This is a genomic window from Sphingobacterium zeae, assembly GCF_030818895.1.
GTDB classification, from domain to species: domain Bacteria; phylum Bacteroidota; class Bacteroidia; order Sphingobacteriales; family Sphingobacteriaceae; genus Sphingobacterium; species Sphingobacterium zeae.
This window is the reverse complement of sequence record NZ_JAUTBA010000001.1, coordinates 1,644,092-1,667,076: the sequence shown is the minus strand read 5'-3', so window position 1 is coordinate 1,667,076 and position 22,985 is coordinate 1,644,092. Positions and strand designations below refer to the sequence as shown.

The 22,985-nt window shown below is 43.1% G+C and carries 16 protein-coding genes, 2 tRNA genes and 2 rRNA genes; 12 read left to right on the top strand and 8 right to left on the bottom strand.

Annotated features, from left to right (window positions below; genetic code table 11):
- Window positions 1–49 precede the first annotated feature (49 nt).
- The 4 genes from QE382_RS06955 to QE382_RS06940 form a co-directional block, all read right to left on the bottom strand.
- Window positions 50–2,931: ribosomal RNA gene (locus QE382_RS06955) — 23S ribosomal RNA — on the bottom strand.
- A gap of 231 nt (window positions 2,932–3,162) precedes the next feature.
- A tRNA-Ala gene (locus QE382_RS06950) sits at window positions 3,163–3,236 on the bottom strand.
- Between the two features lie 11 nt (window positions 3,237–3,247).
- Window positions 3,248–3,321: transfer RNA gene (locus QE382_RS06945), tRNA-Ile, on the bottom strand.
- A gap of 125 nt (window positions 3,322–3,446) precedes the next feature.
- Window positions 3,447–4,975: ribosomal RNA gene (locus QE382_RS06940) — 16S ribosomal RNA — on the bottom strand.
- The 16S and 23S rRNA genes sit together here with 2 tRNA genes alongside, the layout of an rRNA operon.
- A gap of 350 nt (window positions 4,976–5,325) precedes the next feature.
- Between QE382_RS06940 and QE382_RS06935 the strand changes: the two genes are divergently transcribed.
- The 6 genes from QE382_RS06935 (at window position 5,326) to QE382_RS06910 (ending at window position 9,838) form a co-directional block, all read left to right on the top strand.
- Entirely contained in the window at window positions 5,326–5,580 is a 255-nt protein-coding gene (locus QE382_RS06935; protein WP_307185249.1) for a hypothetical protein, read from the top strand.
- A gap of 388 nt (window positions 5,581–5,968) precedes the next feature.
- Window positions 5,969–6,802, top strand: a complete 834-nt coding sequence (locus tag QE382_RS06930; RefSeq protein WP_307185248.1) for a helix-turn-helix transcriptional regulator — start codon at window positions 5,969–5,971, stop codon at window positions 6,800–6,802.
- A gap of 113 nt (window positions 6,803–6,915) precedes the next feature.
- Entirely contained in the window at window positions 6,916–7,773 is an 858-nt protein-coding gene (gene ygiD, locus QE382_RS06925) for a 4,5-DOPA-extradiol-dioxygenase (protein ID WP_307185247.1), read from the top strand.
- 223 nt (window positions 7,774–7,996) lie between these two features.
- Window positions 7,997–8,296 (top strand): Rdx family protein, encoded by a 300-nt coding sequence (locus QE382_RS06920; RefSeq protein ID WP_293885696.1) that lies wholly within the window; start codon window positions 7,997–7,999, stop codon window positions 8,294–8,296.
- Window positions 8,297–8,363: 67 nt separating this feature from the next.
- A complete protein-coding gene (locus QE382_RS06915; protein ID WP_307185246.1) occupies window positions 8,364–9,200 on the top strand; it encodes a methylated-DNA--[protein]-cysteine S-methyltransferase in 837 nt (278 codons plus the stop codon).
- A gap of 14 nt (window positions 9,201–9,214) precedes the next feature.
- Window positions 9,215–9,838 (top strand): alpha-ketoglutarate-dependent dioxygenase AlkB family protein, encoded by a 624-nt coding sequence (locus tag QE382_RS06910; protein ID WP_307185245.1) that lies wholly within the window; start codon window positions 9,215–9,217, stop codon window positions 9,836–9,838.
- Between the two features lie 144 nt (window positions 9,839–9,982).
- Here the strand turns inward: QE382_RS06910 and QE382_RS06905 are convergent, their stop codons facing one another.
- On the bottom strand, window positions 9,983–11,863 hold the full coding sequence (locus tag QE382_RS06905) for a M1 family metallopeptidase (protein WP_307185244.1): 1,881 nt from the start codon (window positions 11,861–11,863) through the stop codon (window positions 9,983–9,985).
- Between the two features lie 180 nt (window positions 11,864–12,043).
- Between QE382_RS06905 and QE382_RS06900 the strand changes: the two genes are divergently transcribed.
- The 4 genes from QE382_RS06900 (at window position 12,044) to QE382_RS06885 (ending at window position 19,671) form a co-directional block, all read left to right on the top strand.
- On the top strand, window positions 12,044–13,354 hold the full coding sequence (locus QE382_RS06900) for a BamA/TamA family outer membrane protein (RefSeq protein ID WP_307185243.1): 1,311 nt from the start codon (window positions 12,044–12,046) through the stop codon (window positions 13,352–13,354).
- A 107-nt stretch (window positions 13,355–13,461) separates the two neighbouring features.
- The gene (locus QE382_RS06895; RefSeq protein ID WP_307185242.1) at window positions 13,462–14,259 is read left to right on the top strand and encodes a hypothetical protein; all 798 of its coding nucleotides are present in this window, start codon (window positions 13,462–13,464) and stop codon (window positions 14,257–14,259) included.
- Window positions 14,260–14,277: 18 nt separating this feature from the next.
- Entirely contained in the window at window positions 14,278–16,347 is a 2,070-nt protein-coding gene (locus QE382_RS06890; protein ID WP_307185241.1) for a TonB-dependent receptor, read from the top strand.
- A 9-nt stretch (window positions 16,348–16,356) separates the two neighbouring features.
- On the top strand, window positions 16,357–19,671 hold the full coding sequence (locus tag QE382_RS06885; RefSeq protein ID WP_307185240.1) for a DEAD/DEAH box helicase: 3,315 nt from the start codon (window positions 16,357–16,359) through the stop codon (window positions 19,669–19,671).
- A 119-nt stretch (window positions 19,672–19,790) separates the two neighbouring features.
- Here QE382_RS06885 and QE382_RS06880 read toward each other — a convergent pair whose 3' ends face one another.
- The 3 genes from QE382_RS06880 to radC form a co-directional block, all read right to left on the bottom strand.
- Entirely contained in the window at window positions 19,791–20,273 is a 483-nt protein-coding gene (locus tag QE382_RS06880; RefSeq protein ID WP_307185239.1) for a hypothetical protein, read from the bottom strand.
- A gap of 146 nt (window positions 20,274–20,419) precedes the next feature.
- The gene (locus tag QE382_RS06875) at window positions 20,420–21,169 is read right to left on the bottom strand and encodes a class I SAM-dependent methyltransferase (protein WP_307185238.1); all 750 of its coding nucleotides are present in this window, start codon (window positions 21,167–21,169) and stop codon (window positions 20,420–20,422) included.
- Window positions 21,170–21,185: 16 nt separating this feature from the next.
- Window positions 21,186–21,884: a RadC family protein gene (radC, locus tag QE382_RS06870; protein ID WP_293885676.1), complete on the bottom strand. Its 699-nt coding sequence runs from the start codon at window positions 21,882–21,884 to the stop codon at window positions 21,186–21,188.
- A 164-nt stretch (window positions 21,885–22,048) separates the two neighbouring features.
- Here radC and QE382_RS06865 point away from each other — a divergent pair, with 164 nt between their 5' ends.
- Both QE382_RS06865 and QE382_RS06860 read left to right on the top strand, forming a co-directional pair.
- Window positions 22,049–22,507: a peptidylprolyl isomerase gene (locus tag QE382_RS06865; protein WP_307185237.1), complete on the top strand. Its 459-nt coding sequence runs from the start codon at window positions 22,049–22,051 to the stop codon at window positions 22,505–22,507.
- A gap of 26 nt (window positions 22,508–22,533) precedes the next feature.
- Window positions 22,534–22,938, top strand: a complete 405-nt coding sequence (locus QE382_RS06860) for a DUF5606 family protein (protein ID WP_209578782.1) — start codon at window positions 22,534–22,536, stop codon at window positions 22,936–22,938.
- Window positions 22,939–22,985: the final 47 nt, after the last annotated feature.

Sequence of the window (22,985 nt, the reverse complement as noted above, 5' to 3'; positions counted from 1 at the left end):
TTTCTGTCTGTTTCAAAAATTAAAGAGGAAGACAACAGTGTCTGTCTGCTTGAGAAAGCTTCGGGCTATTAGTACCACTTGGCTTTGGTCTCTCAACCTTTACACCTATGGCCTATCAACGTAGTCATCTTCTACGACCCTATAAGGAAGTCTCATCTCGTGGCTAGTTTCGCACTTAGATGCTTTCAGCGCTTATCTATTCCAGACGTAGCTACCCTGCCGTACACCTGGCGGCATAACAGGTTCACCAGAGGTCTGTCCAACCCGGTCCTCTCGTACTAAGGTCAGATCCACTCAAACTTCCAACGCCCACAACAGATAGGGACCGAACTGTCTCGCGACGTTCTGAACCCAGCTCGCGTGCCACTTTAATGGGCGAACAGCCCAACCCTTGGGACCTTCTCCAGCCCCAGGATGTGACGAGCCGACATCGAGGTGCCAAACCTCCCCGTCGATATGAGCTCTTGGGGGAGATCAGCCTGTTATCCCCAGCGTACCTTTTATCCTTTGAGCGATGGCCCTTCCATACAGAACCACCGGATCACTATGTCCGTCTTTCGACCCTGTTCGACTTGTCGGTCTCACAGTCAAGCAAGCTTATGCCATTGCACTCCACGTACGGTTACCAAGCGTACTGAGCTTACCTTTGAAAGCCTCCGTTACCTTTTTGGAGGCGACCACCCCAGTCAAACTACCCACCAAACAATGTCCTCCACATGATGGAGTTAGAAACCGGATACAGAAAGGGCGGTATTTCAAGGTTGATTCCATGACTCCTGGCGAAGCCACTTCAACATCTCCCGCCTATCCTACACATCCTGTACCCAATCTCAATGTTAAGCTATAGTGAAGGTGCATGGGGTCTTTCCGTCCCGTTGCGGGTAATCGGCGTCTTCACCGATACCACAATTTCACCGAGCTCATGGCTGAGACAGCGCCCAGATCGTTACACCATTCGTGCAGGTCGGAACTTACCCGACAAGGAATTTCGCTACCTTAGGACCGTTATAGTTACGGCCGCCGTTTACTGGGGCTTCGATTCAATGCTTCTCTTGCGATGACATCCCCTCTTAACCTTCCAGCACCGGGCAGGTGTCAGGCCTTATACTTCATCTTGCGATTTTGCAAAGCCATATGTTTTTGTTAAACAGTCGCCTGGGCCTTTTCACTGCGGCTGCTCTTTCGAGACAGCGCCCCTTCTCCCGAAGTTACAGGGCCATTTTGCCGAGTTCCTTAGCCATGACTCACTCGAGCACCTTAGGATTCTCTCCTCGACCACCTGTGTCGGTTTGCGGTACGGGTCTTCATAACCTGAAGCTTAGCGGGTTTTCTTGGAAGTCTGTTTACCTGCTCTATCAGCGCCACCGGAGCTTTGCTGTACTATTGGGTTTCAGCTAGAGTTGCGGATTTGCCTACAACTCCAATACCTACGCCTTTCAACGAACTATTCCGTCAGTTCGCGGCAGTGTCACTACTCCGTCACCACATCGCAGTTATGAAGAGTACTGGAATATTAACCAGTTGTCCATCGGCTTGCCCCCTTCGGGTGCGCCTTAGGTCCCGACTGACCCTGATCCGATTAACGTTGATCAGGAAACCTTGGTCTTTCGGTGGGCGGGTTTCTCACCCGCCTTATCGTTACTTATGCCTACATTTGCTTTTCCATAACCTCCACAGTTCATTGCCAAACTGCTTCTCCGGCGATGGAATGCTCCCCTACCAGATGCACATCTTTCAGTGCAAATCCATAGCTTCGGTACCGTTCTTGATGCCCGTTTATTATCCACGCCCGGCCGCTCGACTAGTGAGCTGTTACGCACTCTTTAAATGAATGGCTGCTTCCAAGCCAACATCCTAGCTGTCTGGGCAACCGGACCTCGTTAGTTCAACTTAGAACGAATTTGGGGACCTTAGCTGATGGTCTGGGTTCTTTCCCTCTCGGCCTTGGACCTTAGCACCCAAAGCCTCACTGCCGGCTATATTTGATAGCATTCGGAGTTCGTCTGGATTTGGTAGGATTTGACTCCCCCGCACCCAATCGGTAGCTCTACCTCTATCAAACTCCACGCCGACGCTGTTCCTAAAAACATTTCGGGGAGTACGAGCTATTTCCCAGTTTGATTGGCCTTTCACCCCTACCCTCAGGTCATCCGGAAACTTTTCAACGTTTATCGGTTCGGTCCTCCATTACATGTTACTGCAACTTCAACCTGCCCAAGGGTAGATCACAAGGTTTCGCGTCTACCTCATCTGACTATCCGCCCTATTAAGACTCGCTTTCGCTTCGGCTGCGTCCCTGAAGGACTTAACCTTGCCAGACAAGAGTAACTCGTAGGCTCATTATGCAAAAGGCACGCTGTCACAGGACCTGCCTGCTCCAACCGCTTGTAAGCACACGGTTTCAGGTTCTTTTCACTCCCCTGTTCGGGGTTCTTTTCACCTTTCCCTCACGGTACTGGTTCACTATCGGTCTCTCAGGAGTATTTAGCCTTACCAGATGGTGCTGGTGGATTCCCACAGGATTTCTCCGGTCCCGCGGTACTCAGGATACCACTATGCCAATATTCTTTACCTGTACGGGGCTCTCACCCTTGTCGCGCAGTTTCCCACCTGCTTCCAGTTCATAGCATTGTACAATGTCGTGGTCCTACAACCCCGTCTATGCCGTAACATAAACGGTTTGGGCTCTTTCCCGTTCGCTCGCCACTACTTGGGAAATCATTGTTATTTTCTTCTCCTACGCCTACTTAGATGTTTCAGTTCAGCGCGTTCGCGTTTTATACGGCTATTCTTCAAATAGCCAGGTTGCCCCATTCGGAAATCTCTGGATCAAGTCGCATTTGCCAATCCCCAAAGCTTATCGCAGCTTATCACGTCCTTCTTCGCCTCTGAGAGCCTAGGCATCCCCCGTGTGCCCTTATTTACTTTCTTCACCGGCATAGCCTTTTGCTACTATGCGGCTGCTTTTGATATATATACCCGTATGCTAGGTTCGGGATCGTTCGGCCTTGACCGAGGGTCTCTCCCTTACTTCAAACACATACACGTATTGTCTCTATACTGTTGTCTTCTCTTGTAATTTTTTTTCTCTTTCAATATGTCAAAGAACTCTTTTTCCGGTTTGTTTCTTCGGAGCATCTGTCGATGGTCCTACCGGAGATGTGGAGAATAACGGATTCGAACCGTTGACCCCCTGCGTGCAAGGCAGGTGCTCTAGCCAGCTGAGCTAATTCCCCAAACGTTTTCGTAGTCCCGAGCAGATTTGAACTGCTGACCCCTACATTATCAGTGTAGTGCTCTAACCAACTGAGCTACGGGACTAGCTATTTCCTGTTCATCTATCTCTCTCGGTCCTGCTCCCTTAGGGGCGGGCACTTTCTTCTGATGTTTTTTTCTTCTTTTGCAATCATATGTAACGTGACGAGTACCGATCCGCGATACTCTAGAAAGGAGGTATTCCAGCCGCACCTTCCGGTACGGCTACCTTGTTACGACTTAGCCCCAATTATCGGTTTTACCCTAACACGCTCCTTGCGGTAACATGCTTTAGGTACCCCCAACTTTCATGGCTTGACGGGCGGTGTGTACAAGGCCCGGGAACGTATTCACCGCGTCATTGCTGATACGCGATTACTAGCGAATCCAACTTCATGGGGTCGAGTTGCAGACCCCAATCCGAACTGTGAATGGCTTTTAGAGATTAGCATCATATTGCTATGTAGCTGCCCGCTGTACCATCCATTGTAGCACGTGTGTAGCCCCGGACGTAAGGGCCATGATGACTTGACGTCGTCCCCACCTTCCTCTCTGTTTGCACAGGCAGTCTGTTTAGAGTCCCCACCTTAAATGCTGGCAACTAAACATAGGGGTTGCGCTCGTTGCGGGACTTAACCCAACACCTCACGGCACGAGCTGACGACAGCCATGCAGCACCTAGTTTCGTGTCCCGAAGGACGGATGCGTCTCTGCATCCTTCACTAACTTTCAAGCCCGGGTAAGGTTCCTCGCGTATCATCGAATTAAACCACATGCTCCTCCGCTTGTGCGGGCCCCCGTCAATTCCTTTGAGTTTCACCCTTGCGGGCGTACTCCCCAGGTGGATAACTTAACGCTTTCGCTGGGACGCTGGCTGTCTATCGCCAACATCGAGTTATCATCGTTTAGGGCGTGGACTACCAGGGTATCTAATCCTGTTCGATCCCCACGCTTTCGTGCATCAGCGTCAATACCAGCTTAGTGAGCTGCCTTCGCAATCGGAGTTCTAAGACATATCTATGCATTTCACCGCTACTTGTCTTATTCCGCCCACTTCAAATGGATTCAAGCCCGTCAGTATCAAAGGCACTGCGATGGTTGAGCCACCGTATTTCACCCCTGACTTAACAGGCCGCCTACGCACCCTTTAAACCCAATAAATCCGGATAACGCTCGGATCCTCCGTATTACCGCGGCTGCTGGCACGGAGTTAGCCGATCCTTATTCTTCCAGTACATTCAGCCAGATACTCGTATCTGGGGTTATTCCTGGACAAAAGCAGTTTACAACCCATAGGGCAGTCATCCTGCACGCGGCATGGCTGGTTCAGGCTTCCGCCCATTGACCAATATTCCTTACTGCTGCCTCCCGTAGGAGTCTGGTCCGTGTCTCAGTACCAGTGTGGGGGATTCTCCTCTCAGAGCCCCTAGACATCGTCGCCTTGGTAAGCCGTTACCCTACCAACTAGCTAATGTCACGCGAGCCCATCTCTATCCTATAAATATTTAATAATTCCTCGATGCCGGGAAATTATATTATGCGGTGTTAATCTCTCTTTCGAGAGGCTATCCCCCTGATAGAGGTAGGTTGCTCACGCGTTACGCACCCGTGCGCCACTCTCACCATCTTCGAGCAAGCTCTCCGATGGATCCCGTCCGACTTGCATGTATTAGGCCTGCCGCTAGCGTTCATCCTGAGCCAGGATCAAACTCTCCATTGTAAAATGAAGTTTTTGATTCCAACTATTTATAAATAATCAGAATTCTTTTTTTATATCTCTGATCTTGGATCGAATGGAACAATTACTTGAATTTGTTCATGACTTTCGTTTGTCTACTCGTCACGCTTACATGATTGTGTTTTCTTAAAGAACTTTGTCGCTTCAACTTCCGTATCCGCTATATTCCGATGGCATTGCGCCGTCTTTATCTTTTTTGTTTTTCCCTTCGTTTCCGTTGGGACTGCAAAGGTAGAAATCTTTTCTGAACTTCCAAAAACTTTTTCAAGTTTTTTTTCTTTTCTCTTTTTTCGATTTCCGCGTTTAACTCACATTAAACCCTTCTTTTTTCATTGGCTCCCTCTTTCGTGGTAACCGTCCCTCCCTTGCGGAGTGGTGCAAAGATAGGAAGTTTACAAACAAACTTCCAAGCATTTTGTTCTTATTTATTTCATTTTGGGCATAACTACCTGGAAAGATGGGAGATTATTTTTGGACAGGCCACTCCCGGAGCGATATTTCAGGGACGGATGGCAGATAAACGGAGCTCCGGGCGGGAAAACGGGGCGGCCGGCACCGCCGGACTAAATGGCCTGCCGAATGCGTAGTATAGGACGGACGATCGAAGGCATCAAAGACGCTATCATGTTATAGGTTAGTTTAGGGTTTACTTAGGGTTTAGTTAGGGTTAGTTTAGGTTTAGTATAGGTAAAAGCTATACTAAACCTAAACTAAGGCTAAGCTATAGGTAAACAAAAACTACACTAAGGGATAAAGAAGTAGTAAGGCAAACCAATCGTACTTGGAGCGCAATGGCCTAGCGATGAAAGCAAAACCGAAAGGACATTATCCGAAACAGAAAAAGAAGCGACTATGCCATATAATCGAAGTTTGAATAATTGGTCATCGCAAGCGACTCGATTGCACGGACGAAAGTAAAAAATCAGCCAGCGAAACCGTATATTCGTATAGTGATAATTAATCTTCTTACTCATTTTGAACGAACTTTTCCAAATCTATAAAATCGACGCCGATGAGGCACAACGTATTCAGCAATCCAAAAACGAAGTACACCAGCATGATTTCGAGGAACTCATTATTGGCGTAGCCGGAAGGCTCGAACATTTTATTGACTTTAAAACGAAAACGTATACCGCCCCTTTTATAAGTTTTGTTACGCAGGGCAAAAACCACCGCGTCAAACCTCTTTTGATTAATAATCGTATTGAATTTTGGGTAATTCGTTTCAAGAGCGAATTTATCCCCGAAACCACCTTCCAACTCTATGCTCATTTTCATGAAAACGCAACATTAGGCTTCGCTAGCCGCTATTGCTTCGACAGGTTAACGACCTTGTGTCAGCTCATGCAGCAGGAAACACTGCAGCCTGCTATCGAATATGGTGTCATTAAGCAACTGCTGAGTACAATTTTTACGATGATTGAATCCGAACGTAAAAGGCAATTTCCAGATGCACAGCAACAATTAAAAAATCAGGGAACAACTTTCAAGAATTTTCTATCGATCTTAGAAGAGAATTATCGACGACCGGAAGGCGTTAATTTTTATGCGGAGAAGCTTTTTATGTCTGCCCGAAACCTAAATTTAATTTGTCAGAGCATCTTACAACAAAGCGTTTCTGAGATTATTGAAACTAGGAAACTGATTGAAGCAAAAAATCTACTGTTGACAACGAATAAAACGATCTCGGAAATTGGCTTTGAACTGGGCTATCAAGAAAAAGCTTACTTTACCAATGTCTTCAAAAAGAAAGCAGGCTTGACGCCTTCTGAATTCAGAAATGAAATTCAAAAGCTTATTTCCGAATAGTACAACAGTTTGACCAGATTATTATACCCCTGCCTCACCGCAGCTTTTACCTTTGTAAAGTAAATTGACGCTATTATATCTATCAAATGCGTAGAAAGGATTTTATTAAAATTATGGCAACATTACCTTTAGTTGGTGCAGCACACCATGTGAGTTCTTTATATAAATTTTCTGGCGAACTCGAAGCAACGGACAAATATCCTGTTCTATTTCTAGGCCATGGAAGTCCGATGAATGCTATCGAAGACAACGAATTTGTGCAAGGATTCAAAAAAATAGGCCAGACTTTCGAGAAGCCTAAGGCAATTCTCGTGGTCTCTGCACACTGGGAAACACGTGGAACATTTGTCACAGCGATGGAACAACCGGCCACCATACATGATTTTGGCGGCTTTCCTCAAGCTTTATTTGATGTGCAATATCCAGCCCCCGGAAGTCCGGCACTCGCTGTAGAAACGCAGCGTATTGTCAGCAAAGCGGATATCCACCTAGACGATAAATGGGGACTGGACCACGGCTCCTGGTCGGTTGTTAAACATCTTTATCCCAATGCAGATGTACCCATTATTCAAATGAGCATCGATTATACGAAGCCGGCTGCATACCATTATGAGATTGCACAGCAATTAACCGAGCTAAGGAGAAAAGGTGTTCTGATTATCGGCAGCGGAAATATGGTACACAATCTGCGGATGGTGGCCTGGGACAAGCTGAATACAACTGGTTATGCCTTTGAGTGGGCTACAATAGCCAATGAAAAAATGAAAAAATTTATACAGGATGGCAACCACCAGGCTTTAATTGATTTTAGAAAACAGGGTAAAGAGTTTGACTTGGCAATTCCAACGCCTGAACATTACCTGCCATTAATCTATACGTTGGGCTTACAGGATAAAAATGAAGAACTCTTTCTTTTCAACGACAATTCTGTGGCAGGATCGCTAACGATGACGTCACTGAAAATTGGCTAAACTACCAAATGACAGCGTAACAATACCAAACAAATACAGGCTATTCCATATACCTACAGGTCCTTCTGTTGAGCGCTTTGTCTGGATAATGGAATGGCCTGTAGGTATATTAAAAAGCTGGAATTACGACAATCTCGAAATTTCTATGACAAAAATAGCTTTGATTCCAACAGTAGGATCAATAAATTTGTTTGAAACAAAACATTGTACCTCAACTTAACGCATGGCAACAAAACCTGTTATCGAAATTGAATATTGTCCAAAATGCAATTGGATGCTTCGCGCCGCCTATATGGCGCAGGAGTTGCTGAGTTCGTTTACGGAAGATATCCACGGGGTAATGCTCGTTCCCAGCGAAATTGCGGGACGTTATACCGTACGCGTGGCGGACAATGAGATCTTTGATCGAAAAAGAGCCGGTCGTTTCCCCGAAATAAAAGAGCTCAAACAATTGATTCGCGACATTGTCGCACCGGACAAGTCCCTAGGTCATTCAGACAAATCGACATCATCCCACCTGTAATTTAGCATAAATCGGATTTTATAGGCTTCTTCTTTTTAGCAACTTTGTATAAATTAAATGAACAATCATGACTATTCAACAAGAAGTGGATTTTCAACGTATCGCCAAGGCGATACATTTCTTACAGGAAAACTTTAAGATACAGCCTACATTGGGTCAGATTGCTTCACATGTTTATATGAGTGAAGCTCATTTTCAACGTATGTTTACCGCTTGGGCAGGAACGAGCCCGAAAAAATTCTTGCAATACGTAAGCATAACTCACGCGAAATCATTGCTACAGGAAAGTACTATTGCCGAAACAACATTCCAGCTTGGTCTGTCCAGTAGCAGCAGACTTCATGAACTATTTATCAATATCGAGGGAATGACTCCAGCCGAATATAAAAATGAGGGCGCCAATCTAATTATATTGTACGATTATTATGAAAGCTTATTTGGTACCATGCTCATTGCGTCCACAACAAAAGGTGTTTGCCATATTGCCTATGCAGACAACCAGGCTCAAGCCCTTGTATCGCTCCAGCAACGATTCCCAAAAGCAACCTATTTTCAACAGGGGAATGGGATGCACGACAGTGCCCTTCAGGCATTAAACCCTCAACATAAAGATATCCGCGAGGTAAAATTACATTTAAAAGGAACTGCCTTTCAATTGAAAGTTTGGGAAGCCTTGTTAAAAATTCCGATGGGTAACTTGAGCACTTATGGCGCCATTGCTTCTCAAATAGGTAACCCAAAAGCCTCCCGAGCCGTTGGTACTGCTATTGGAAGTAATCCTATTGCTTACCTTATCCCCTGCCACCGTGTGATACAAAACAGCGGTATGTTTGGTGGCTACCGATGGGATCCGATGCGAAAGACAGCGATGATCGGATGGGAGAGCTTTCATACAGCTGTTTAATAAAATATACTCATATGGAACTTTTCGACAATCTCTTTGATGGCAATAGAAATTTACTCCCTTACGACGGTACTGTCAATTATTATGGCAAAATATTATCTGTGCTGGAGGCAAACCGCTATTTTGATAGACTCATGGAGTCAATTGAATGGGTAAACGATCGGGCCATTATTTTTGGAAATGAAATAATCACCAAACGAAAAGTGGCCTGGTATGGGGATGATGCGTTCGAATATAGTTATTCTAATACCACCAAAAAGGCGCTTCCGTGGACAAAGGAACTTCTTGAGCTGAAAAAAATAGCGGAAAAACAGACACTGGAGACATATAATTCATGTCTGTTGAATCTTTATCACAATGGCGATGAAGGTATGGCCTGGCACAGTGACGCGGAGAAAGATCTTAAAAAAAATGGGGCAATTGCTTCGCTAAGCTTTGGTGCTGAACGCAAATTTGCTTTTAAGCATAAGACCAGTAAGGAAAAAATAGATATCATTCTAGGACATGGCAGTCTTTTGGTTATGAAAGATCTGACGCAAACCTATTGGCTGCATCGACTTCCACCTACAAAAAAGGCGTTCGGCGCACGGATTAATCTAACATTTAGAACCATCGATCACCCTAACCCTGGTCGTTAGTAACCGTACATACCAGTTACACGTGAGCACGCCTCCCTATCGGTTACATCGGACATAGGGCGCAAAATCAGATTCTACTATTGGGAATAAAGCCTCAATCATGTCAACCTTTTCATAACATAAAGGCTGACACGATCAATCGGGTTACTTTATAACGTTCCAGCTGTTGTCTTTAGCTGTGTAATCCATAAAAATACCACCGTCCAAGGTAATATTTTTCACCTTTTTGGTCGAACTCCAAGTCATGCTTGCCTGTTTTTCATTGTGTTGCCAAATTGCTGGAGTTTGATGTTTTGTCTCCACCGATCCATCTGCATAGGTAATCAACACATCAAACGGAATTGCAAATCCTCCTACATTGGTAATTGTAAGTGTATTTTTACCGCCGAGTTGCTTAAAGCTATCCACTTTAAGGTCGATGTAATTATTGGTAAAATACCAATTTTTCCAATACCAATTTAAATTTTGCCCAGCTCCGGCGTTGATGCTGTAAAAGAAGTCCCAAGGCGTAGGATGCTTTCCATGCCATAACTCCATATAATGATGTAATGCTTTTTTAAACAGTTCATCGCCCAGATAATCCCGCAATGCAATATAAGACAACGCGGCCTTGATGTAAGCATTATTACCATACCCTAAACCACTTAACTGAGAGGTCATGGTAATTAAGGGTTGGTCTTCTTCTGTAGAAGGGTCAAAAATATAGCGCTTTACGCGAGCATCCTTAAAAAGCTCTTTGTTTTTTTCGGCACCGATCTCTGCATTTCCGATCCAGAATTCCAATGCCGTAGCCCAGCCTTCGTCCATATAACCATACCGCGTCTCATTGATACCCATGTAAAAAGGAAAATAAGTATGGGCAATTTCGTGGTCCGCCGTTTGTCGTGCATCCACAAGATTATCAGGTACACTCGAATCGTTGATCATCATCGGATATTCCATATCGGCAAATCCCTGAACGGCGGTCATTGTTGGGTATGGATAGGTGACACCAGGCCAATTTTTAGAAAACCAGCTAATGCAGTATTGTTGCCAGCCAATATATTGTTCAAAATCTGGCGTTCCGGCGACATAGCTAGATTGCACACTCACGCGCTTGCTTCCCAAATCTACACTCCCGCCATCCCAGATATAATTGTCACTCACACTGAAACAAAAATCAGGTACATAGCTTGCTTTGAATTTCCACTTATTCCAGGCTTCTTGCGCTGTCACCTTCCCCGATTTCATTTCAGCATCAGTCGCGATATGTATTGGGGTATCGCTAACTTTTGATTTTTCGAAACGGTCCAGAATAGGTTTCTGCAGTACATCAGCGGCATTGGTCAATTCACCTGTCGCCCACACAACAAAGTTCTTCGGAACGGATATCTCAAATTGGTAATCGTTGAACCCATTATAGAATTCCTGCCGCCCATTGTGTTCCAGGAGATCCCAACCATTGTAATCGTCATATACAGACACACGTGGATAGGAATAAGCGCAATAGAAAGTAGAGGCATTCAGCAACCCCTCCCGGTCACTCGCTATAGAAAGCGGATATTCCCAGCTAATATCCAACGTTGCAGTGGTTCCCGGAAAGATTTTTTGTCCAAAATCGGCTAATTTTACGGTTCCCCAATCTTTGCTGTTCACTTCATAAACTTGACCATTCAATTTAAATGACTTAATCTTCAGCCCCGAAGTCAGGTAATCGTCCGAAGCGTACGCCGCACGTACCGCATTGGGTTTATGAACATTATTGACAAATCGAATAGCCAAGCGATTCAATGTATCAGGACTATTATTATAGTACAAGATGGTCTCTGTTCCACTTACTATCTTTGTAGCCGGATCCAATTTTACCCGCACGTCATATTTTCCAAAATTTTGCCAATAATTTTTGCCGGGTAGCCCCGTCGTGGTTCGGGTTCCTTTTTCAATCGCTTGCTGAATATTTCTTGGTGTATACAACTCTTGGGCATGAGCCGCCCCTGTCAATAAAAGCAGGGACAATCCATAATTAAATATCGTGCGTCCTATCATATCCTAATTTAAATAATCAAACTAAGATAAATTTGTTGTGATTTGCAAGTTTAATATTCCAGCTTGACAACAAAAACATCCCTATTGACCATCGTTCACATGGCAAAAAGAAAACAGCTTTCGGCCCCTAGAAAACTTTTTATTTTTTTTAACGTTTATTTTTAAGATAAATTCAAAGGTATGCATCATCTCCTACATTATAACGACTTCCTCCGACACGCTTTTTTAGGTATGCTTTTAATCTTAATCCCGACACTGCTTCGTGCTCAAACCGATACAAATACAGATTCTATTGCGCAGTATAAACATCAGCGCGACTCAGCTTTGGCGCGTCAATATGATATTTCTGATCTAATCGGAAGAATTATCCATCCCAAACGAAAGAAGACCCATGCCAGCAAACGTTCGCCTATTACCTTAATGCCCAATATTGCATACAATCCGACCATTGGTGGTCAGATTGGCGTCAAGGCTGTCGCCGGAAAGATTCTCGGAGATCCAAAAACAACGACGATGTCAATTGCTGCGACATCGGCCTCAATCACCACAAAAAACATTATGGTGTTCTATATTAGTCACAACGTATTTACACCGAACAATAAGTTAAATTTCCAGGGTGCGTTTGCGCTTGTTAAAATGGTCGCTTTAGACGCTGGATTGGGTATGACCCCTCACGGCAAATGGAACAATGCAGATGAGGAGATCCTTGCCAACCCCGAGCATAAGAAGTATGGAGCAAAATATAATGCCTTTACATTTAATGAAAAAGTCTATAAGCGCATTGCCGACAATCTCTTTGTCGGGGCAGGACTGGCTTTTGACCTACGCCGTAAAATAACCAGTAGCGGTCCTAATGGCAACGTTACACCCAATACAATCTATACAGAAAAGCACGGCTTCGAACCCGACAGTTACAATTCCAATGGACTACTGCTCAATATGCAATATATGACAAGGGACAACCCCAATAGGCCTTATAAAGGAATCTATTCGGATATTGGAGTTCGATGGAATACAACGCTGCTGGGCAGTAGCAAAAATGCTGTGCAGCTTACTACCGACTTCAGGAAGTATTTTAGCTTATCTCAGTCCGACCCTGCCCATGTCCTGGCTTTTTGGTATTGGGGTTCGTACAGACTTGGTGGCACACTTCCCTACTTTGACCTGCCAGGAACAGGAAGGGACGTTGCTGTTAGAAGCGGCCGTGGTTATACCATTGGTTATTTTAAAGGAATTTCTTTCGGTTATGCTGAAACAGAATACCGCTTTCCAATTCTCAAGAATCGCTTTCTAAGCGGAGCTGCATTTTTTAACCTACAGACAGCCAGCGATGAACTGGGCACCAAACTTTTTGAACGGTGGCAGCCTGGGGGTGGTGCCGGATTACGGGTTCTATTTAACAAAGCAACACGCACAAATCTATGTTTGGACTATGCCTTTGGAAAATATGGTTCCCGTGGTTTCTTTTTGGGGCTGAATGAAGCGTTCTAATTCCAGGCTACGGCAGCTTTCTTTGCCATAAAATAACTAAATTAGCCGATGTTGTTGCTCTTTCTCTGCATGAAGAGTGACTGCATAGGCATTGACGATACTTCATCATGAATTTAAAAACCTTTTTTCTATACATTCCATTATGTTTAGGTCTTGTTTCCTGTCATCAAGCAAAGGCGCCAACACCAACATCAACGAAAAGTGAAGACCACAAGAAAGAACAAGTAGCCCTTCCAGCCTCCGCGTCGCTCCCATCGGATACGTCGAGCTACGATAGCCCACGTTTTGAAGGCAGGGTAAAAGAACAAGCGCAGCAGTTAATGAAAATGAATGATGCCGGCCTCTTCGATAAACTTCATCAGAAGTTAACGACAACACTACCTGCGGACCAGAAGGATTATTTTCTTGGGCATCCCAACTTAGCTGTTTTAGCGATCACTAAAGGGAATATCTTTGAAAATGGTGCCGATGACCTTGGGTATATTGTGTACAATAAAGATAATCATCACATCGAAATCATCCTATCCGATCGTAATAACAATACATTCAACACACTGTATAAAGAATTAAAAGTTGTCAATACCCTTCACAATCTGGATTGTTCATCCGGCTTTGGAACGCTCGATTATCAAGTGGCTTCCGAACTGATTTATCAAGAGGATTATATTCGTTTAAACAATTCAAATTACCTGATTGACGACAATTCCTTTAATGTGACCGATATTTCTACGAACAGAAACTTTGATTTGCAGCAGGGATGTCTGAACAAAACCATCTCAAAAGATGCCATGGCCAACAGTCTTTGTGTACCGACGAGCTCCGTATATGCGAATTTTCAATGCTTAAAATACAATAAGAAAAAGCAGGTTTTTGAAATTTATTTCAGTCAAGAATTTGCAGACTAAGCCGAACTAACCCGAACGATGAAAAGATATTACCTACTTGCTACCCTTGGTTTATGTAGCAAATTATATGCGCAAGAAGTGGATACTACGACTAATCGGCTAGAACAAGTCGAAGTGAAGGCCTACTTCAATAAACAACCTTTCTTGCGATTGACATCTTCTGCGGCTGTGTTAAGCAGCCAAGCGATCCAATCCCAGCAGTCGCCCTCTCTTGTTTCGGCAATGAACAGGGTACCGGGTTTACGGATGGAAGAACGTTCTCCTGGAAGTTACCGGCTTGCACTCCGTGGGAGTATGATCCGCTCGCCTTTTGGTGTTCGTAATGTCAAAATCTACTTGGACGACTTTCCTCTTACTGATGCTGGTGGAAATACCTATCTTAATTTGATCGATCCGTATGCATTGGGCCAGATCAATATCTTAAAAGGTCCAGATGGATCGATCTACGGTGCTAATTCGGGTGGTGTAGTCTCCTTATACAGTAAGGGATTTGACCGGTCTTCCAAACCGGAAGTCAACCTGCAACTGACGGGCGGCTCTTATGGTCTCTTTCAAGAACAGCTTAACACCATATTACCCTTTAGCCAGACACAGCAGTTAGCCATCAATCAGAGTTGGACCCGAAGTGATGGATATAGACAAAATTCGGCTTTAAACAAAAAGAATATTCAGCTCAATTACAATTGGCACTACGCCAAAACTTCCGAATTAAAATTCACCGGGTTTTATTCGGATCTTGGCTATCAGACTCCTGGGGGGCTCACCGCCGTACAAATGGAAACTGACCGTAGGCAGGCTAGGCCAAAGGGCGGACCAAACCCTGGTGCTGCTGAACAAAAAGCAGCAATCTACGATAAAACATTCTTTGGTGGACTGAGCAACCAAACGCATCTCAGTTCTAAGATGACCTTATTCGCGAGTGTATTTGGTTCATCGAATCAGATCAAAAATCCCTTCATCACCAATTACGAGAAAAGAGATGAAAAGAACATAGGAACGCGCCTGTATTTATCGTATGCCGATCTGTTGAGCCAAAATTTAAAATATGAAGTCCAACTGGGATTGGAAGCACAAAAGGGTTGGTATGCGATCGACAATTATGACAACGCCCAAGGTGTCGCTACCGATCCGCAGGCCAAGGACAAATTGGAAAACAGTCAGCAATCATTTTTTGCACGCACTCAGCTGGAGTGGCTGGAGCGTCTTCAATTAGAGCTTTCGCTCGGATTAAATGAGAGTAAAATTGGCTACCGACAATATTTTCCTGTTGAACAGGAAGACAAAGCAAACATTGATTTTGGGAGTACATGGATGCCTAGAGCAGCTTTATCCTATTTAATTACCCCCATGTTTGCACTTAGGGCGTCAATCTCCAAGGGGTTCTCTACACCAACTGTTGCGGAGGTCCGTTCATCGGATAATTCAATTAATACGTTACTCAAGCCAGAAACGGGTACGAATCATGAACTGGGATTGCGCTTGCATTTGTGGAATCGCCGGGTCGTTCTAGATGCAGCGGCTTACACGTATCAAATGAACAATGCCATTATCAGACAGTTAAGGGAAAATGGTGCTGAATATTTTCAAAATGCGGGTAAAATAAATCAAAAGGGTTTAGAAGTATCAATACTGCTTTATTTGATCACACCGCAAGTGTCCGGTGTTGTCCGTAGCCTACAGTTCGCCAGTAATTTTTCCTTCAATGATTACAGTTTTAGAATCTATCAGGTGGGCGACAAAAATTACCAGGGCAATAAGCTTCCTGCGGTTCCGAAAACAGTATGGGTGAATTCATTGAATATACTTTTTCCGAATCAATTTCGATTCGACCTTCTATCTAATCTAACCGCAGCAATACCATTGGATGATGCAAATTCTGTTTATGCCAAACGGTATCATCTTTTGCAGGGCAAATTATCTTGGACAAAATCTGTCGGATCCCGGTATCAAATCAGACTTTTCGTAGGTGCAGACAATCTCCTGAATGAAAAATATAGTCTTGGAAACGATATCAATGCCTTTGGGGGCCGCTATTTTAATCCTGCCCCCTTGCGTAATTATTATGGGGGTATGAGTTTTAACTTTTAATCAAGTCGTATGGAGTATCATCAGCATGTATTGACCGATATTGATTTCAACAAAGTAAGCCGGCATTCTTATTTCCCTTGGATGGACTTGACACTCTCTCATTTCCACGTGAATGCACTGGAGATGGAGATCAATCAGGCAACGTTTCGTGTACAGGAAAATTATAACGACTTTGAGGTGATGATTAACCATACCGCTCCGGCAACATCCGTATGCTGCAATTGTCTTCATACAGGATTTTGTCGTCATCAAAAGGCGGCTTTAAGTAAATTATTCACGCAGGAAAATTGGCTGGCATTCTTTGACGCCAATCGGTACAACGATCTACTGAAAAAAATTGCGGCGCAATATGGACTGGAAGATGAACCGGCTCTTGAAAATTATTTTTCTGCGCATATCAAAGCGGGCAAACTGGATTTTGTTTTGAAAGACAAACAGTTAACTTCCATCGATGACTTTGACCTGATGGAGGAATCTATTGCCTCCAAAAGCAAAACTCCGATCGAACAGCAGCATCATTTTGTTGTATTAACACGCAATAAGTATTACAAAAATCTGCAGGTTCTCCTCTGCCGGGCTTCATTAACAAAATCCGGTATGCTCAAAAACCCGATTTCTAATGGTGATATCCAAACATTTCTCTGGCGGAGCCGCTCAATAGAAGAAATGCAATTTTACACGGCTGTGCTTCAGCTTTCCCAGGTAGTGCAACAAGATCTGGAAATTATTTCCAGCCTGAAGGCAATTGCAAAAAACCCGCTACGGATGGATTTTTACCTACATGATTATGAACAATATGAAAATATAACAGCCTCCTCCCTATCAGCAGTTCAGCTTAGTCTGAAGAAAGGTGATATTAAGCTCTTTATTACAAAAAAAGGCTCATTTTATACTATTAAAGGAGAAATCACTGTGCATACCATCACCTACAAATTACAGGATTTGATGGTTGTTATGGATCATTTTATCTTCATCCGAAATCAGCTTTGTCTTATCGAAAATAAGCTTCACCTGAAGTTGATACGTTTGTTCACCAACAAGGGTGAGCAGTTGTTGATTCATCAGCGGAAATTCAAAGAATTCAACAGCTTATTTTTGGAACCGCTCGCACACTCGGTGGATTTGCATTTCCGGGATATTCCTAAAGCGAACAAGCCGCAGTTGAAGGAAAATCTTTATTATGAGGACATGCAGCCACTTTTGTTTCTGGAGGAATCGGAAGATTTTGTCAACCTTATTCCTGTCATGCGTTATGGAGAGGTCGAAATTCCTATTTTAAGCAAACGAAACATATTTGGAACGGATAGTAAGGGCAACCAGTTTTTGGTCGATCGGAAGCATGAAGCAGAAACTAATATAATTTCACTTTTACTGAAGCAACATCCGTATTTCGAGGAACAGATGGACGATGGAAGCTTCCAGCATTTTTATCTCCATCGCCGTTATTTTCTAGATAAAGACTGGTTTTTAGATGCTTTTGATGCGTGGCAGCATCATGGCATACAGATCATTGGATTTAATACCCTTAGGGGCAATCAATTAAGTCGTTTCAAAGGCAAAATACATATCGAGGTACTGAGTGGTCAAAATTGGTTCAATGCTCATATACAAGTTAAATTCGGGCCTAAAAGTGTTTCCCTTAAAAAACTTGAAAAGGCTGTACGGAACCGTTCGCAGTTCATCATTTTGGATGATGGCACCCAGGGAATTTTACCGCAGGAGTGGCTCGATAAATTTGAAGCTTATTTTAATGCTGCCGAAACGATCACGGATGATTTCATTGAAATTCCAAAATATAAATTTAATGAGATTGACCATCTTTTTGAGCAGTCTGAGATAGATCCTACCGTAGTGGCAGAGCTTAGAATGCTGAGAAGTCGACTCACTAATTTTTCTTCGTTCTCCAAACTTCAGATTCCTTCATCCTTTGTTGGAAATCTACGCCCCTATCAGCAAGATGGGGTACAATGGTTACATTTTTTGGATGGGCTTAACTTTGGAGGTTGTCTTGCCGACGATATGGGGCTCGGCAAAACCATCCAAATTTTAGCTTTCTTGGCTACTCAAAAAGGACAGGGAGAAACTGCAGCAACTTTACTGGTACTTCCCACGACCTTAATCTTCAACTGGCAGCACGAAATTCAGCAATTTCTTCCGTCTTTTGAAACGCTCGTTGTAGATGGTCCAAATAGCCTACAAAAAGCGCGGCAGCCTGAATCCTATGACCTGATTTTAATTTCTTATCACAACCTGTTGACAGCGATCAATATGCTGAAAAAAATAAAGTTCAATTATGTGATATTGGATGAATCGCAGCAAATAAAAAATCCAGATTCTCAGCGTTATAAAACAGTAAACTTACTACAATCAAGAAATCGTATTATTTTGACAGGAACCCCTATCGAAAATAACACAATGGATCTCTATGCGCAGATTTCCTTTATTGTGCCCGGTTTACTAGGAAGTAAAAAGTACTTCAAAGATGTGTACACCACCCCTATAGACGCCTTCCACGACCGCAAGAGAAAAGAAATGCTCAAAGAAAAAGTAAAGCCTTTTATTCTGCGTCGAACAAAGCAGGATGTATTACGTGATCTTCCAGCGAAGAATGAACTGGTTCTTTACTGCGAAATGAAAAGTGCTCAACGGCGAATTTATGATCTTTATGAAAAGGAGTTCCGCGAATTTATCTCGGCCAAAGATGGGGATGAAATTAGAAAAAGCCCTATGCATGTATTAAAAGGCTTAACCAAATTGCGTCAGATATGTAACTCAAGCAAACTGCTACAAAATGAAGAGCTGACGTCCACGGAGGACTCTGCCAAAATTGAAATGCTTATGGAGCAGATTGTGCATAAAAAAGAGCGGCATAAAATAATCGTATTTTCACAATTCGTAACGATGCTCAATCTGATTAAAGAGGCTTTGGATAAACAGGGTATTCGTTCATTGATGCTCACGGGGAAATCCAAAAATCGAGGTCAGCTGGTTAGCGATTTCCAAAACGATAAGGATATACCTGTTTTTCTGGTGAGCCTGAAAGCAGGGGGCACTGGACTCAATCTTGTCGCTGCCGATGTGGTGTATCTGGTGGACCCTTGGTGGAATCCTGCAGTCGAACAACAGGCCATTGACAGGATTTATCGCATGGGCCAGCAAAAAACGGTAACTGCAGTTCGGTTAATCAGCCCGAATACCGTTGAAGATAAAATTCAGACCTTACAGCAGCATAAAAAGGAAATCAGCAAAAGCATTCTGGATGAAGGCGGCAGCTTGGATACCTTTTATCTGGATAAAAGCTATTTAATGGAGTTGCTGGGATAACTTTGGCTTTCATGTGTTATCTTAAACGCTTTGTTAATTTATCCGCCTTTTGTTAATTTATCCGCCTTCTTTATCGTATATCGCACAGCGACGAACTAGCTATTACCGTCCCTTAGCCATCATTCTACGATCTGTTTTCTGTACTTCGAATCGATTATATATTTTACTCCTTTGGCATCTACAAATACAGGTTTGCCGCGGTATTGCTCGTCTATGCGTCGATCGATAGCGACGCGATACCGAGTGGTTGAGCTGGAGGAACTATAGGTGATATTTCCAGCTGATTTTGCGGGGCTACTGATCACTTCCGAACCTTCATATACCTGGTCACTCACCCTCCCTTTAAAATGCTTTTTGTCGGTTGCACTTATCGTTTTATTTTGATTTTCAGTATAATCCTCGTGAATTATATTAAGATTCCCCCTATCGACCAGTGGGTTTAAAGGGAAGGATGGATCTAACCAACGATATACGCCATGAAATTCAGGTACTGAGTTATAAAAAGCATGCATCTGTTGCGCTATTACACTATGGATCCCGCCTACTACGATCAGCACCAAAAGCAAGCAACGTCTAAAGATTTTTAATTCAACTCCTAACATATCTCTTTTTTGTTTCGTTGAATTACGTCCAAATAAAATGCCATCCCCTCATTAGCGCCTCATGTTTAACACATCTTTAACTAAAGATAATTTCACTTTTCAGTTCCTATGTAATTAAAAAGGCCTTACAGATTCTGGTGTCTGAGTTAACTGATATATATTTCAGTTATATACCTAAATACGATACGATCGGATATTGCATACTTATCAAAGAGAATACGGAGATCATCATACAACGTTTTATTTTTGTCTTGTTCTTTTGGGAAATAGGACGATGAACGCACTCTTCCCAAAAAAGATCGGAGGTCTAAGATCTGTTGATTTGGCAAAGTTATCTTTTTCATTGCCCGGGTTCCAAAAAAGTGTTTAAGATCGTCATCACTAATATTTTTGTGGCTGACCGGTTGATAACTGGGGATATGACTGCGTAAAAAGTGTTCATACTCTTGCTGAAAGGCATCCGAGGGATCGCGCTGGTTCCAGACGATTACCATATGTCCATTTTCAGAAAGAATACGGTCAAACTCTTTTCGACATGCCTGCCGGTCGAACCAATGGAACGATTGTCCGGCAAAAATAAGATCAACACATCCGGACTCAATGGTTGTGTCTTCGGCAGTGGCATTCACTGCAATTAGATTCCTATAGGTTTTAAAATGATGCAATAAAGATTCACGCATTTCACGATTGGGTTCTACGGCAAAAACGTTATTTCCATTTTCGAGAAAGAGTTGAGTAGAGAGACCGGTGCCGCTGCCAATATCGGCGACCAACCATTGCTTATGTAACCCGATCTGTTCTTTTAGCACCTGAATAATCTCCTTGGGGTAATTGGGTCTAAATTTTTCATAATCGACAACCCTGTCTGTGAATCTATCAATACTATTTTTGTCCATACTAAGCATACTATAACTAGTCGATGATACCCTCATCTTTAAAACTGTAATAGCCGTTATCGGTAAAGATTAAATGATCGGCAACTCTAATATCCATAATTTTAGAGGCTTCGACAATTTTTTGCGTCAGGATTTTGTCAGCATTGCTCGGATACAGAGTACCTGAAGGATGGTTGTGAATAAGTATAATGGCGTGTGCTTTGAGGCTGATTGCCGTTCGTAAGATTATCCGGACATCAACTGGCGTAAAATCATTACCGCCACGGCCAATGAGCTGCTTGTCCAATATTTTGTATGCAGTATTCAAATACATTGTCCAAAATTCCTCATGCGGAAGGTCCTGTAATATCGGTTTCATAAGGGTATATACATAGCGACTGCTGGTCACCTGTTTACGCTCTTCGGCGGGCAGTTCGTTTTTGCGACGAGCGAGCTCCAAGGCGGCAAGAATGGAAATGGCTTTTGCTTCTCCTATGCCTCTATACCTGCTCAGTTCTGCGACATCCATTGTGGAAAGTGTCTGCAGGCTGTTATTGGCATCAGCTAATATACGCCGACACAATTCTACGGCACTTTCATTTTTGGATCCAGAGCCAATCAAGATCGCTAATAATTCGGCATCTGTAAGTGCCCTACGACCTTGCTTCAAAAGTTTCTCCCTCGGGCGATCGGCCTCAGCCCAATCCCGAATGACTAGTTTGTACGAGTTTGACATTTGCAGTTAAGTTATAAAAGGCTAGCGTACATAAATATACAAAAAAAGCTACTTAATATCCTGAGAAATAAACAATCTATCAATTAAAAAAAAATGGCAATGGGGATTTACTTCACATTTCACTCTGAAACGTTATCTTTGTACTTCATAAAAATTTTTTGAATATGAGTAAAGCGATCATTAAAACAGAAAAAGGCGACATGACTGTGGAGTTCTACACAGCTGATGCTCCAAATACAGTAGCTAACTTTATCAAACTTGCTAAATCAGGATATTATGATGGATTAGCATTTCACCGAGTGATTCCTGATTTTGTGGTCCAGGGTGGTTGTCCAAATTCACGAGAAGGTGCCGCAGGCATACCGGGAACAGGTGGTCCTGGTTATAAAATTGACTGTGAACTTACTGGCGAAAACCAATATCACGATAGAGGTGTATTGTCCATGGCACACGCTGGCCGTAACACAGGAGGTTCTCAGTTTTTCATCTGCCATAGCCGCAATAACACTGCTCACCTGGATCGTAACCATACCTGTTTTGGAAAGGTAACTGAGAATGTGGATATCGTTGACGATATCAGACAGGGTGACCGCATCTTATCAATTGAAGTTATTGAAGATTAATTCTTGGAGATTTAAATATAGTTAAAATGAATTTAAGAGCATTAGTATCCGTAACTGGTAAACCAGGATTGTTCAAATTGGTTGGACAAAATAAAGGAGGTTTTATTTTAGAAACCCTTGATCAGGCAAAAATTAAAACCGTAGTCAGTTTATCTTCGACAAAAATGGCTACTTTGGAAGACATCACAATTTATGGTGAAGAAGAAGAAATTCGGTTATTGAATATTTTTGAAACGATCAAAGAGAAAGGAATTGCTTTACCGGATACGAAATCAGATGGCGAAACGTTGAGAAATTTCTTCCGTGAAGTAGCTCCCGGCCATGATGAATCTCGTGTCTATTCATCGGATATTAAAAAGGTGATTACTTGGTATAATATTATCAAAGAATTTCCTTTATTTGAAGAAGAAGCTCCTGCTCCTTTAATGTAGATTTTACCTACGTCAAAATAAAAAACGGAGTTGATTATTGATCAACT

Excerpts from the sequence above, each read along its gene's own strand:
- ygiD (WP_307185247.1), top strand. The coding sequence starts at position 6,916 with ATGGCAACATTACCTTTAGTTGGTGCAGCACACCATGTGAGTTCTTTA.
- QE382_RS06920 (WP_293885696.1), top strand. The coding sequence starts at position 7,997 with ATGGCAACAAAACCTGTTATCGAAATTGAATATTGTCCAAAATGCAAT.
- QE382_RS06915 (WP_307185246.1), top strand. The coding sequence starts at position 8,364 with ATGACTATTCAACAAGAAGTGGATTTTCAACGTATCGCCAAGGCGATA.
- QE382_RS06910 (WP_307185245.1), top strand. The coding sequence starts at position 9,215 with ATGGAACTTTTCGACAATCTCTTTGATGGCAATAGAAATTTACTCCCT.
- QE382_RS06905 (WP_307185244.1), bottom strand. The coding sequence starts at position 11,863 with ATGATAGGACGCACGATATTTAATTATGGATTGTCCCTGCTTTTATTG.
- QE382_RS06900 (WP_307185243.1), top strand. The coding sequence starts at position 12,044 with ATGCATCATCTCCTACATTATAACGACTTCCTCCGACACGCTTTTTTA.
- QE382_RS06895 (WP_307185242.1), top strand. The coding sequence starts at position 13,462 with ATGAATTTAAAAACCTTTTTTCTATACATTCCATTATGTTTAGGTCTT.
- QE382_RS06890 (WP_307185241.1), top strand. The coding sequence starts at position 14,278 with ATGAAAAGATATTACCTACTTGCTACCCTTGGTTTATGTAGCAAATTA.
- QE382_RS06885 (WP_307185240.1), top strand. The coding sequence starts at position 16,357 with ATGGAGTATCATCAGCATGTATTGACCGATATTGATTTCAACAAAGTA.
- QE382_RS06880 (WP_307185239.1), bottom strand. The coding sequence starts at position 20,273 with ATGTTAGGAGTTGAATTAAAAATCTTTAGACGTTGCTTGCTTTTGGTG.
- QE382_RS06875 (WP_307185238.1), bottom strand. The coding sequence starts at position 21,169 with ATGGACAAAAATAGTATTGATAGATTCACAGACAGGGTTGTCGATTAT.
- radC (WP_293885676.1), bottom strand. The coding sequence starts at position 21,884 with ATGTCAAACTCGTACAAACTAGTCATTCGGGATTGGGCTGAGGCCGAT.
- QE382_RS06865 (WP_307185237.1), top strand. The coding sequence starts at position 22,049 with ATGAGTAAAGCGATCATTAAAACAGAAAAAGGCGACATGACTGTGGAG.
- QE382_RS06860 (WP_209578782.1), top strand. The coding sequence starts at position 22,534 with ATGAATTTAAGAGCATTAGTATCCGTAACTGGTAAACCAGGATTGTTC.